Source organism: Roseateles sp. (genome assembly GCF_047654805.1).
Taxonomy (GTDB): Bacteria; Pseudomonadota; Gammaproteobacteria; order Burkholderiales; family Burkholderiaceae_C; genus Pelomonas.
Genome location: NZ_JASGIV010000001.1, coordinates 1,702,113 through 1,714,717 on the forward strand (window position 1 = coordinate 1,702,113; position 12,605 = coordinate 1,714,717).

At 68.4% G+C, this 12,605-nt stretch carries 12 protein-coding genes; all 12 read right to left on the reverse strand.

All coding sequences use genetic code 11. From position 1 onward, the window contains the following. Positions 1-2: 2 nt before the first annotated feature. Entirely contained in the window at positions 3-2,051 is a 2,049-nt protein-coding gene (locus tag QM732_RS07645; RefSeq protein ID WP_415655573.1) for a type IV secretory system conjugative DNA transfer family protein, read from the reverse strand. Next, a complete protein-coding gene (gene virB11, locus QM732_RS07650; RefSeq protein ID WP_415655574.1) occupies positions 2,048-3,136 on the reverse strand; it encodes a P-type DNA transfer ATPase VirB11 in 1,089 nt (362 codons plus the stop codon). Before virB11 ends, QM732_RS07645 begins: the two co-directional genes overlap by 4 nt. Continuing rightward, complete coding sequence (gene virB10 / locus QM732_RS07655) at positions 3,133-4,641, reverse strand: type IV secretion system protein VirB10 (RefSeq protein WP_415655575.1); 1,509 nt, start codon at positions 4,639-4,641, stop codon at positions 3,133-3,135. The genes virB11 and virB10 overlap by 4 nt, the downstream gene beginning before the upstream one ends. Then, positions 4,638-5,606 (reverse strand): TrbG/VirB9 family P-type conjugative transfer protein, encoded by a 969-nt coding sequence (locus QM732_RS07660; RefSeq protein WP_415655576.1) that lies wholly within the window; start codon positions 5,604-5,606, stop codon positions 4,638-4,640. Before QM732_RS07660 ends, virB10 begins: the two co-directional genes overlap by 4 nt. Then, positions 5,603-6,376 (reverse strand): virB8 family protein, encoded by a 774-nt coding sequence (locus QM732_RS07665; RefSeq protein ID WP_415655577.1) that lies wholly within the window; start codon positions 6,374-6,376, stop codon positions 5,603-5,605. The genes QM732_RS07660 and QM732_RS07665 overlap by 4 nt, the downstream gene beginning before the upstream one ends. A 75-nt stretch (positions 6,377-6,451) precedes the next feature. Continuing rightward, positions 6,452-7,150, reverse strand: coding sequence for a type IV secretion system protein (locus tag QM732_RS07670; RefSeq protein ID WP_415655578.1), 699 nt, complete (start codon positions 7,148-7,150; stop codon positions 6,452-6,454). A 25-nt stretch (positions 7,151-7,175) separates the two neighbouring features. Further along, positions 7,176-8,249 (reverse strand): type IV secretion system protein, encoded by a 1,074-nt coding sequence (locus QM732_RS07675; RefSeq protein ID WP_415655579.1) that lies wholly within the window; start codon positions 8,247-8,249, stop codon positions 7,176-7,178. 15 nt (positions 8,250-8,264) lie between these two features. Then, positions 8,265-8,675 (reverse strand): hypothetical protein, encoded by a 411-nt coding sequence (locus tag QM732_RS07680; protein WP_415655580.1) that lies wholly within the window; start codon positions 8,673-8,675, stop codon positions 8,265-8,267. Then, the gene (locus QM732_RS07685) at positions 8,672-11,158 is read right to left on the reverse strand and encodes a VirB4 family type IV secretion/conjugal transfer ATPase (RefSeq protein WP_415655581.1); all 2,487 of its coding nucleotides are present in this window, start codon (positions 11,156-11,158) and stop codon (positions 8,672-8,674) included. The genes QM732_RS07680 and QM732_RS07685 overlap by 4 nt, the downstream gene beginning before the upstream one ends. Next, the gene (locus tag QM732_RS07690) at positions 11,142-11,474 is read right to left on the reverse strand and encodes a type IV secretion system protein VirB3 (RefSeq protein WP_415655582.1); all 333 of its coding nucleotides are present in this window, start codon (positions 11,472-11,474) and stop codon (positions 11,142-11,144) included. Before QM732_RS07690 ends, QM732_RS07685 begins: the two co-directional genes overlap by 17 nt. A gap of 13 nt (positions 11,475-11,487) precedes the next feature. Continuing rightward, positions 11,488-11,778, reverse strand: a complete 291-nt coding sequence (locus tag QM732_RS07695) for a TrbC/VirB2 family protein (RefSeq protein ID WP_415655583.1) — start codon at positions 11,776-11,778, stop codon at positions 11,488-11,490. Continuing rightward, positions 11,775-12,275 carry a lytic transglycosylase domain-containing protein gene (locus QM732_RS07700; RefSeq protein ID WP_415655584.1) on the reverse strand — a complete coding sequence of 167 codons (501 nt, stop codon included), beginning with the start codon at positions 12,273-12,275 and terminating at the stop codon, positions 11,775-11,777. The genes QM732_RS07695 and QM732_RS07700 overlap by 4 nt, the downstream gene beginning before the upstream one ends. Positions 12,276-12,605 lie beyond the last annotated feature (330 nt).

Genomic DNA, 12,605 nt, shown 5'->3' on the forward strand with positions numbered 1-12,605 from the left:
CTTCATGGGTGAATCGGTTCACGGCTGTCTTGCGCGGGCACTCGCCGCGGCGGTTCATCGACGAGGACGCCGTCCTCGTCGGCCATGGGCTCCAGCGTTCCGCCGCACGGCGAGGGTTGCGGGGCTTCGGCGAAGAGGGTCAACAGCGTTTCGGCGATCCGCTCCGGGTCGTCATCCAGGCTGGCGGGGAGCTGGCTCAGGTCGTGGGCGAGCGTGTCGACGGCCACGTCCCGGCCTGGCGGCAGCTCATCGTCCAGGTAGCGCCAGCGCTGCTGCACACGGGCCAGGTGGAGCGCCATGTCCAACGGCGGTACGGTGGGCGCCGGCAGCAGGCGGGCTTTGAAGTCCAGGTCGCGGAAGTAGCAGATCTTCTCGGCGAGGATGGGCTTGCAGTTCTCCAGCACGATGACCAGCTGGTGCCGGCCGAGCTCCTTGAACTCCTGGGGCATGAGCAGTGCGCGGCGCTGCTCGCTGTCGTTCTGGCTGACCGAGGTGTGGCCATGGCCGCTGAAGGAGCGGCTTCTGCCGCGCGACGTGGCGCGTTCGGTGTAGAAGCCCAGCATCGCGCTGTAGTCCTCGGCATCGCGCTGCTCGCGCGGCGCGAACAGCAGCTGCAAGCCATGGTTGGTGGCGAAGGTCCTCGCGTGCTTGTCGCCGTAGATCGCATCGAGCTGCGACATCGCCTGGATGACGGTCAGCAGGCGCAGCCAGTAGCCTGCCAGATACGGTGCCGCATGGATGATCGCCGGCACCCGGCCCATGGCCGCGAACTCGTCGTGCACGAGCAGGCACTGGTACTTCAGGCTCGGGTCCTGCGTGGGCAGGCACTGGGTGTTGAGGTCCACCAGCTGGGAGAAGAACAGGTCGAGCAGCGGTCGGGCGGCCGCCAGGCGGTTGGGCGGGATGCGCACGTAGACCGTCATCCGCCGGCGGCGCACGTCGCCCAGTTCGAAGTCGTTGGCGCTGGTGGCGGCATCGACGACGGCATCGGCAAAAAGGGTCAGCGGCGCGCTGAACGTCGCCACGATGCTCGACATCGTGTTGTCCGAGTTGGACAGCAGTCGCTGAAGCGCGTCCCGGCACTCACTCGAGAGCGGGTTGCCCGCAGCGGCGCGTGCAGCGACGGTCTTCGCCAGGTGCTCGCGAAGCGGCTTCCCCCTGCCAGACGCCTGCCTGAGCATCTCGCCGATGGTGCGCGGCAGCCCGGGCGACTCGAGCAGCAGCAGCCCCAGGCCGAGAAACAGGTTGCGCGCCTGGTCGTTGAAGAAACCTTCCGACGACGTGCCGCTGCCGTCGTTGGGGTAGAGCACCTGGCCGATGCCGAGCAGGTCGCCGGCGCGGTGCAGGGGGCTCGTGCGAACGGCCGACAGGGGATTCCAGCGATGGCTGCGGGCGTCGCCGTCGAACGGCGAGAAGGCATAGACGGCCTGGCCGTGGGCCGACCGGTAGCCGGCCGTGATCTCGTGGTTCTCGCCCTTGATGTCCAGGACGACGGCCGAGTCCGGCCAGTTCAGCAGGTTGGGGATCACGACCGACACCCCCTTGCCACTGCGGGTCGGCGCGGACAGCATCACGGACAACTGCCCGCCCAGGGACAGGTAGCGGCCGTTGTGTCGTCCCACCAGGATGCCCGGCCCGCCATGGCCGGCGCTGTTGCCGCCGCCCCCGTTGCTGCTTGCGCCACCGCCCAGGCCGGAGGCGGCGATCTCGGCCGCCGTGGCAAACCGGGCGTCACCGTGCAGCCGGCGGCGCGGGCGCGCCGCCGCCACCAATGCGGCGGGCAGGGCGACCTGCAGGACGCACGGGACCGCGATCGCCGCGACCAGCTTCTTGCGCTGCGCCGGGTCGTCGGCATAGAGCTGCCAGTACCGGACGATGCTGCCGGGCCGTGCCTGGGTCGGATTGGCCTTGTTGAGCACCAGGAACAGGGCGCCTGCCAGGCAGTAGCCGGCGTACCCGAGGGTGATGAAACCGGCCAGCCCGAAGACCCAGGCGGCGGCCTTTCGGCCGGTGGACCATGCCGGACCCGCAAGGGCGGCTGCATTGCTCATGACGGCTCCGCCACGGTGCCGGCGTCGGCGCCGGCCAGGCGCCGGGCCCGGGGCACGTAGTGGACCTCCGAGATGAACCGTCCCCGCTCGTCGCGGTCGAACTGCACGACGACGTCCACGACGATGCCGAGCAGCCGGCGGATCTCGCTCATCGACAGGCCCCCGCCGGCCCCGGTCTCGCGGATCATCAGGGCCATCTGCTCGAACGCCAGCGCGCAGCTGCCGGCATGGACGCTGGTGATGCTGCCGGGATGGCCCGAAGCCGCCAGGCGGACGAAGTGGAAGCATTCGTCGCCGCGGACCTCGGCGAGGAAGAGCCGGTCTGGCTTCATCCGCAGGCAGGCTTCAAGCAGCGACTTGGGGGTGACCCGTGCGGTGCCCTGGGCGCCCTTGCTGTAGAAGAGGTGAACGGCGTTGGGGTGGTTGGGCAGCGTCAGCTCGGCCGCGTCCTGGATGGTGATGAGGCGCTCGTGCTGGGGGACCTCTTCGACCAGCGCCTTCATGAAAGTCGTCTTGCCCGACCCGGTCCTGCCGCTGATGGCCATGGTCTGGCGCTCGCGCACGGCCAGGCGCAGGAAGTCCTTGAAGCGGCGGGCCTGCTTGAGCCGCAGCAGTTCCGCCTCGAAAGGCTGGATCTGCGCGCGTGCAGGCGCGCAGCACACGACCCGCTCGAACAGGCCGTCGCGCTCGAAGTCCTCCAGCGTCTTGAGCGCGGTGGCGGGCTTGCGCAGCGTGATGGACACTGTGCCGCGCGAGACCGCCGGTGGGATCGCGAACTGGATGCGCTCTCCGCTGGGCAGCGTCGCCGACAGCAGCGGCCGCTCCTGGTTGATCTGCTGGTCGCCATACGTCGCGACGGCGGTCGCCAGCGACAGGCAGCGCTCCTGGGTCATGTCCGGCTCCGCGATGCGCCGCCAGCCGTCGGTACCCTCGATGAAGAGCTCGCCCGGCCGGTTGACGCAGACCTCCTGCACGCCTTCGGCATCCAGGTGCTGGCGCAGCGGCCGCAGGAACTCGATCACGGAGGTGGCATCGCCGCACCACGTCTGCTCGCCGGCGGGCATGGCGGCCTGGGGCGCGTTCATGGCGAGAGGGCCCGGGCGGGGGGCACGGCGGGCGCCGTGGCGGAGGGCGCCAGCTCGTAGACGGAGGAGAAGTCGATGTCCCGGGCGACGTAGATGCCGACGATGCCGCCGTGGTTGCGGTAGACCAGCGGCGGGATGTTGATGGTGCTGTCGAGCACCTTCTCCGCCAGCCTGCTGGTGTTGGCCGTCGTGGACGGCAGGACGATGGTGTCGCCCTGGCGTTCGTTGGCCTGGTTCTGGATGACCACCTTCACCGAATCGTCGATGAGCGACAGCAGCATCGCGGCGCCCAGGCGCTCGGTCCAGCGGTTGTCCACGTGGCCATCGATGCCGGACTCGCCGAGCGGCCCCGTGGCGGGGGACGCGATGTCCACGGTGACGCCGGGCGGCGTGCGCAGGCGCGTCCACAGCACGGGGATCCGGACCATGCCGGGCCGGACGGTGGCGATGCGGTACTCGCCGTCGAGGTGCGAGCCCCGCTCGATCAGCAGCACGCGGCCATCGTCGCCGTAGACATTGCGCTGGACCTGGCAGCCGACCAGACCGGAGGCCGCGCTGATCACGCGCGTCTTGAGCGCGCAGGTGAAGGCGGCTCCCTTGGGCAGGGTCAGGCTGCGATTGCCCAGCAGGGAGGCGGAGACCCGTGGCGTCGCCGAGCCCAGCAACTGGCCGCCGAACAGGGCCGGTGCTTGGCCGGCCGGGGACTGGCCACTCGGAGCAGGAGACGGCAGGCCCATCGACAGCCCGGGCGGTGACGTGCCCGCGTTGTCGCCCTCTCGCGCGGCCATGCCGGTCGGCCTGGCCAGGTTGTCGAGCAGGCCCTGCAGCTGGCGTTGGTAGGCCTGCAGGTTCCTGGACGTCGCCGCCAGCGGGCCTTGGACATCGCTGGCAGCGGTGGCATCGCCGTGAGGCGAGGGGGCCTCGCCGGACGCGGATGGCTGACTGGACGGCGCATGCATCGAGGGCGCCGCGCTCCCCAGCGGCATCGGGGAAGTCGAGACCAGCAGGACCGGAGCATCCTCCGGTGGGATGGCTGCCTGGCCTGAGCCTGTGCTGCCGGAGCCGTTGCTGCGCCGGACGCCGATGGGCTCGGCCTCCTCGTCGCCGGCAGGCCTGAGGTCGGGAACGAGTGCGGGCACTCGTGGTGCCGCCGAAGGCGCCGGGGAGGCTGGAGGCCGGGCAGGCATTTCCAGCCTGCGCGGCTCTGCCGCCGCGGCGACTGGCTTGTCACCGTTCAGCCGATCCTCGGCGCCGGCGTGACGCGTATTGGCCGCGAACCGATGGATCGCCAGCGCGCAAACCACCACCAGGCTGAGCACCAGCATGGCGACCGCCAGCAAACCCTTGCTCGACACGGCGCTGCGTGACGCAGCCGCCACATCGGGTATGCCTGGCTCCCCCGACAGCGGTGAGAGGCCGTCGTCCCCGGGCGGCCGGTCGGCGTGTCCGTCGGATAGGTGTCCGTCAGGTCGCGGCTGCGGCGCCGGCTGAGGGTCGGCAGTCATGGCTTTGCTCCCCCGGGCAGGGCCGGCGATCCGGCAGGTGCTGCCTTGAGCATGCGCTGCACACCGGCAACGGTGGTGCCCTGTTCCGGTGGCGTGCCGTCCAGTTCGAAGCCGTCGTTCCAGAGCCCCACAACGGCATGGCCCGCCCGCAGCATCAGGTGGCGGCTGACGCGGTCCACCACCAGCAGGTCGGCTTCCATGCGGGTATTGACCAGCGTCTCGCTGCCGTCTTGCAGCACATGAAAGACAGCCGGTACCTCGCGGTTGCCGGGGAAGCGCAGGTAGGTGAACCGGCCGTCGTCGAAGACCAGGGTGGGCACGATGTCCTCGGATTTCGCCCCTTCGGCCAGGGAGTACTGGGTGTTCATGACCCGAGGCGTCGCCTGAAGACGTTCGGCCACGACCTGTGCTGGCGGCGGGGGGGCCGGCAGCGGTGGCCATGGCACGGCGCGCAACGCCGAAGATGACGTTGCGGGGGCCATCGCTGCGGACGACGACGGCGCCGGAGCATTGACAACCAGTCGATACAGCGGCGCTCGAGGATCCCGGTCCTCGAGCACGGCGAGCCGGAAGCTGTGGATGCGGCGGTCGGTCACCACGGCGAGGTTGTTGGCGCCAGACGCGGCCGTCTTGGGCTTGACGAAGATCGTGCGGCCACCGGGCTGCGCGGCAACGCACCAGGAGGCCTCGGGCTTCGTGCAGTCGGCACCGATGCCGGATGCGACCTGGGCAATCGCTTCGTCGGCGCCGAGGACGATGAGGGTCACCGTGCCGCGCTTGACGGGTACGGTGACGACGGCTGCCGGGTCATAGCTGACCATGCGCAGCCGTGGGTCGGGCGAGGCGGGGGCAACGGGAGCCGAGGGAGCTGCGGCGCTTGTTGCGCCTGTGGCACCTGTGGTGCCAAGGACTGCGGCACCAAGGCAGCCCACCAGGATGCGCGCGATGGCTGGGGCCCGTTTCATGGCCTGGCCTCCGGCGGCGCCGTGTTGATCTCCGGGTCGGAGCGGTAGGCCGTCACGACGAAGCCGAAGGGGTTCTCCAGGCGGTCGTTCTCCTTGGCAAGCACCTTGGGCTGGTACTGGTACACGATCGTCGCGACGTGTCGTGTCTTGACCTCGGGCAGGTTGCGATCGGTGAGGCGGACCACCTTGTCATAGGTGACCGTGGCGTCCCCCTGGTTGCCCGCCCGGCCGGCCGCCGACAGACGAACGCCCACGATGCTGATCCGCCATTCCTCCGAGGCGCCGACGCGCTTGTGCAGGGCCTCCGCGCCTTCGAACTGGCGGTTGTAGTCCGCGAAGACAGCGGGGACCGCCATGCGTGCGACCTGGTCGAAGTCCCGCTGCAGGAACATCCAGCTGTAGCCCTCGCGGGCGCGCACGAAGGTCGCGAGGTTGTGCTTGTCCAGGGCTTCCATCGGTGGGATGGACTCGACACTCAGCCGCTGCTGCACCGTGGCTTCGCCGGTGACCCGGTCAACGACGATGGGGATCTCGACCACGCGGCGCAAGGGCCCCTGCGCGAACACGGCCGCAATGCCGATCAGGGCCAGCAGGAGGCTCGCGCCGGCCACGCCCCAGGCACGCCGCTCGGATCGTTCCAGCATCTCCGCGCGGTCGATCTCCCAGACCCGGTTGGCCTGGATCTCGCGCACTTGCGCGGCCGGCGAGTCCGGGCGATCGGCGCGAGTCGGCAATGCAGCGGCTTCTCCTGGTGTCAGGACGGCGTTCATGGTGGACTTTCGGTGGGCTGTGGGCGTTCGACGCTGGGCTGCGTGCGGGGCTACAGCGGAGATCGAGGGACGCGCTCAGCGGAGGTAGGTCGCGACCTTGCCCGTGCGGTTGAGCATCTCGTACTGCCGTTCGCGATCCCGTGAGCGCTCGATGCGCTCCTCGCTGTCACTCATGCCCTGCAGCATCTGCAGTTGAGACATCTCGTGGCTGAGCAGCGTCGCCTCGGCGCCGATGCGCGCCTGGATCTCCTGGATCGACTTCTGGTCGCTGGTCGCGTTGATCTGGCCCATCAAGGACTGGATCTGCGCCAGGCGCCCGGACGCCGCCGTCATCGCGTCCTGGATCAGACCCTTTTGCTGGTAGGGCAGGGCAAGTCTTGCCTGGCAACGGGTCCGGGCCGCACCTGCGAGGTCCATGCAGTTGTAGACCATCGCAGCGTCGCGCAGCGACTTTGCCGTGTGGATCAGCCCGCCGTAGCCCGAGGCGTCCACCGCATTGAGCTGCGTGTAGGCCCGGGCAGGCACGTAATCCATCAGCATCGGGTTGTTGAAGACGTTGCCGAGGTTGCGGGCGCCGTTGATGCTGCTCAACTGGGCCTGCAGCTGCGAGATCTGCTGCACCTGGTTGTTGATCTTGGTGATGTCGTTGATCACCTGCTGCACCGTCTGCAGGAGGTTCGCCACGTCGATGACCGGCATGCCCTGCGCGATGGCCGACGCGGTGGACGCGGCAAGGGCGATGGTGGCGACGAGTTTCGGGATCAAGGCATTCATGGTGAAGCTCCTTGTCGAATGCGGGTCATGACCTGCCGCGCAGCGCGGCGAGCCGGTAGGCCGCGGTCCTTGCGGCCCCATAGCCCTGGCGGGCCGTTCGTGTGGATGCGATCGCGGCGGTGGCGGCCGCCCGGCCCGCCATGAAGGGCAGGCCAGCACCGGGCCGAACGGTGCCGCCTTGGGATGCGATGCGGCCAGCGCCGCCGGCTCCGCCAGCACCCCTGGACCGCAGGCCTGACACCATCAGGACGTTCTGGATCATCTGGACACCCTGCTGAACGGCGACGCCGCCCGTCAGTGCCGATGCGAGCCCCGGTGCCTGGAAGCAGACGATGGCCAGCAGCACCATGACGACGCAGTACTTCAGGGACTCGGCCACGACGTTGAACGTCGGGCCCAGGAAGCCGCCTTCATCTTGTATGGCTTGTACCAAGGCATCACCCATGGATGCACTCAATCCCAGAGCGAAGAAGGAAAACCAAGCCAGAACCACGGAGTTCAGCAGCATGGACAACCAGCTGTCGAAGAACCTCGCGGTCGGCCGCCAGGCAAGGCAGAGGATGAACAGCGGCCCCACGGCAATGGTGAATGTCATGAACACCTTGGCGAGGACGACGATGAACAGGGCAATGCAAAGGAAGACCACGTTGCCGAATGCAGTCACGACGGCCGCGAACAGCAGGTCCGGGCGCATGATTCCCGCTTCCTTCAGCAGGTCCAGCACCAGTTGGCTGGCGCCATCGTTGAAGGCATCGAGCAGGGCGTAGGGACTGCTGATGGCGGCCGGGTTGGCGGAGGCCGGCAGGAACGTCGTTGCCACCCCGGTGCCGAGGGCGTTCGCGGTGTCCGCCACGTGGCTGATGTAGACCCCGGACTGAAGCGCGAAGGCAAACACCAGGCCGATCTTGAAGACCCTCCACATGAAGGCGGGCAGCGTCTCCGACACCTCGTTCCTGAGGATGGCCCAGCCATAGAGCGCGATCCACAACGTCATGGCGGTCAGGGCAACAGGCGCGATGGCCACCATCAGTGCCGACACCACGCCGATGACATACGTGGTCAACACGCCGTCGAGCTGTGATCCAACCCAGGAAAACATTGCGGTGTCCTCGATTCAATGGGGGTGGCTTACCGGCGGCAGCGTCTTGGTGCTTACGCAGCCGCTGCTCGCGTCCGGGCGAGGGCATTGCAGCCACTTGCCTTGGATGCGAATCACCCACAGTCGAGGGCGCTTCACTGACCCATACGTCGAAGCCCGGCAGGTGCCGGGCCGTGCGTAGTACTCAGTGCACTCGCGAAGCCCATCGCGGGTCTCAAGCATCAACCAGCCCCTTGATGCGCAGCCGGGGTTGGCTGCCTGGCACGGGGGGGCGAGCTTGAAGTTGGGGAGCGGCGGGGTGGCGACCTCCCGGCTTCCATCGGCCCTGATGGTGATGGCCTCGTTGCCCTTGACGAACTGCGCGTGGCCCGGGGCCGCCAGGAAGACCGCCGGCATCAGCACAAGAATCCTGGTGATGGCGTTCATTCGGATCTCCGAAGGTTGCGAAGTCGTCGATGCTGAACCTCGCGCAGCAGCAAGGGAAGCCACTGGAACGGATCGTTGCCATGCTCGGCGCGGATGGCGTCGAGGAGGGCGACGTTGTCGGTGGTGGCGGAAAGGACGGTGACGAAGTCGTCCAGCCCGGCAAGGTCGAGTTCGCAAAGCGCGCTGGCATGACCTTGCTTGACCAGGAAGCGCCGGCCGCCCTGGGCGCCCAGGCTGCGGACGATGTCGAACTCGGCCTCGCTGAGGCCGAAACCGTCCATGTACTCCTCGCGTACGGCTTCCGGATTGGCCAGGAAGATCTTGGTCACGCTCTGCTCGACCATGGTGCGGCCGATGGGGTGGCGCAGCACGTCAGAGGGACTCTGGGTGTCGAAGATGCCCAGGCCGTTTTGCTTGCGGATGGTCTTCTGCTTGTGCTTGGCGAACTCGCTGAAGATCTCGTGGTCCAGGGCCTTCCAGAACTCCGAGATCACGTAGATCAGGCGCTCGCCGTTGACCAGCTCCTGCATGACCTGAAGCAGGTACATCATGACCGGCGTGCGGACTTCCGGAAGGTCCAGGAACTCGGTCGTGTCGAAGGCGATCGCGGAGGCAGCCTTGAGGTCCAGCAGCCGGTCGTCGGCCTGGTCGAACACCCAGCCGAGCGGCCCGCCGTCGCACCAGCGGCCGAGCCGCTCGTAGAGGCTGTTCTCGCCGGCCTTGGGAAGGTTCTGGCGGACGGTGGAGAGGCGCCGCAACGGCGCGGGCATCAGCGCCACTGCCCGGACCGCCTGGGCGATGGCGCGTTCATCCGCGGGCAGCAGCGGCAGCGCCGGCGTCGCCAGGCAGGTCCTGATCAGCTGCTCCCAGAACTGGATTCGAGCGGGCGTTGCTTCCCATTGGAGCGGATTGCAGCCGGTAGGCTTGCCGGCTTCCAGGCTGAAATAGCGGCCGCCCAGCGCGCGCATGGCGATCTCGCAGCCTCGGTCCAGGTCGAACAGCACAAGGCGCGGCGCCGGGTTCCACTTGCGCGTCAGCGTGAGCAAGAACATCTCCAGCGTCGTCTTGCCGACGCCGGTCGAGCCGATGATGAGCGTGTTTCCGGGCAGCTTCCTGTCCTGCGAGTCCTCGTCGGCCGGGCTGCTGTGCAGGTTCAGGTAGAAGGGCTGGCCAGAGGGTGTGCGCATCAGCGCGAGGGCTTCGCCCCAGGGATTGCCGTCGCGCTTGCCACTGGCGAAGTTGTGGGCGCTGGACAGTGCAGCGAAGGCGCGGGACGACAGCTTGGCGTCTCTGGGCCGCCATTGCCAGTTGCCCGGCAACTGGGCGAACCATGCCGCGTCGGCGACCAGGTCGACAGGGGACATCTGGAGGCTGGAGGATTCGCTGATGGCGCCCATGGCATTGGCGGCCCTGCGTCCTGCGTCGGCGACGCTGTCGCCGAAGACAACCAGCGAGTAGTGGTACTCGCCCATGCAGAACTGCCCGTCTCCGAGCTCGTTCAGCGCCACGTCCATCTCGTCGATCTGGGTGGCGACGACGTCGTCGCTCGCGATCAGCTGGTCGCGCTGGAGCTCCAGCGCGCGCATGGCCTCGCGCCGCGGCAGGATGGAGAAGCTCTGCGTCTCGATGAACTCGCTGCCCTCGTAGAGCAGGGCGTCGAGCACGCCGGGCTCCACGCCATCGGCGTACTCCTTGATGTCGGCGAGAGCTGCATAGCGGAGCTCATCTCCGTGGCGCAGTTCAAGCTTGTCGCCGCCGAAGCTCAGCCGGGTGGTGGGCAGCGTGCGGTACAGCGCACCGGCTGCCATCGGGATGGCGCGCCACCGGCCATTGACAAGGAAACCAAGAAACTCGGCCAGCTCGGAGTACCGGCGGCCGCGCGCCTCGCGGATCCCGAGGAGCCTGGGCGTGAAGCCGCGCATGACGCGCTCGACCAGGGCAGTGCGTTCTTCCATCATGCGCAGCGCATCAGCCTGCGCCTGGGCAAGCGCAGCGCGCGTGCGCTGCCTCGCCCCCAGGGCGCGGCTCATGCGGGTGGCGTGAGGGCGGTAGAGCAGCGTCAGGTACAGCTCGCTGCTCATCATGGGGAGCTTCCCGAGCCCGTCCTGGTAGGCGCGCGACAGATCCTGGGCGAACCCGGGCGCGACCGGATCCTGCAGCCGGTCGGTCACGGCGCGGTGCAGACGGTGCGTCCAGACCGCCCATTGCCCGCCCGCGAGATTGCGCAGCAGGCCGCACAGGGCCTCGTGGCGCTCGGCCACCAGCTGCTCGTCCGCGCACTCGAACGGCACGCCGTCGAGTCGCCACACCCGAAGGTAGTCCCCGCCCCGCGTGACGACATCGGTCTCGCTGACCAGGGACGAGAACGGCACGAAGGCTCCCACTGGGTTCTCAAGCCGGGCCCGCGCCCACAGGCGGGGCATGGCGTTGCGGCGGCCCGTCCAGCGCGCGCTGCCGTTGCGGCTCTCAGGCATGCCAAGCATCGCGGGCTCCACGATAGAGGGTGGGCGAGTAGCTGCGCGCGCGCCAGAGCCGGCGGTTGCGGTCATGCAGCCGCAGCTTCAGCGCGACGAACAGCTGGCGCAGGCGCTGGTCGTCCCTGGCCGTCACGAAGCGCATCCAGATGAGGGTGGGCGCAATGGCCATGGCAACGCCGAGCGAGAGCCACCAGCTCGCCAGGACGCCGCACCACATGACAGCCAGCATGCCGGCGCCGAACAGCACCACCAGTGGCACGAGCGGGATGCCCAGCTTCATGGCCGGGCGCGTGGCGCCCTTGTAGACGGTTTCGGCTTGCATCTGACGCTCCGGCTCAGGACACGATGTAGGCCGCGAAGGCACTTGCGCCACCGATGAGCGTGCCCCCGAACAGGATGTTGGCGACATCGGTGAGGCGGGCTGCCTGGAAGATCATCTTGAAGCCGGCCCACATGATGGCCGCCGTGACGACGGCGACCGCGATCGTCACCAGGATCGACACCACGTTGTTCGTCGTCGTGTTGATCTTGTCGAAACCCTGCGCCATGGCGGCCTGGCAGAGCATGCCGGCGAGCACCGGGGCGAGTGCCAAAGCGAGGCGCCCGCGTTGAGCACTGTGGTTCATGTCTTCTCCTTGGGGGTGGAAGCTGGTGGTGTGCGTCGGGCGCTGAGTACTACCTTGCGCACGTAGCCGTGCACGAAGCCGGTGGTGAAGTTGCCGCTGTAGTAGCAGGACAGCGCCTGGCGCAGCGCGGCCTGGACTGCCTGGGGCGCCGATGGCGCTGCTGCGGCTCGCTCGAAGCAGTCGGCGAGGATGGTCTGGAGTGCGGTGAGATTGGTGCAGGGATCGAACGCCGTCTCCAGCGTCAGCCCGAGCCGGGTGAAGTTGCGCACGTTGACCTGGCCCAGCCCCACGCTGAAGTCCCAGCCCTGCGCGTGCAGCGCCCGGGCCGTGGCAAGTCCTTCGGCCCGCGTGGCAGGCTGGCGCTGCAGGTGACCTCCGACGACGCCGATGGCCCATGGGTTGAAGCCGCTCTCGACCTGGACCAAGGCGCGCGTCGTGCCGATGTGCACATCGGGGGCGCAGGCCATTGCAAGGGCCAGGAAGCTGGACATGTCCATGGCCCGCGCTCAGTCCGTGCCTGCCGGCGCAGGCTGAACAGCCTGCCCTGCCGCCTGGCCGTTGTCGAAGCACGTGTCCTGGTTGCCGCCAGCGGCCTGGACGATGGCACGGAGTGGCCGGGGATCGAAGCTGCGCCTCGAGTGACGGATCGACTCGAGCACGTACACAGCGGTACATGCATTCCATTTCTTCAACGTCACCATGATCAACCTCTTCTGAGGAGCGACTTGCATCGCCGCATCGGGGCTCGTCGAGAGCCATGAGGTCAATTTAGGAAGCAGGGGCGGGTGGTAGGGCGCTGGATTCGGTCCGTTATCCAGCACACCGCG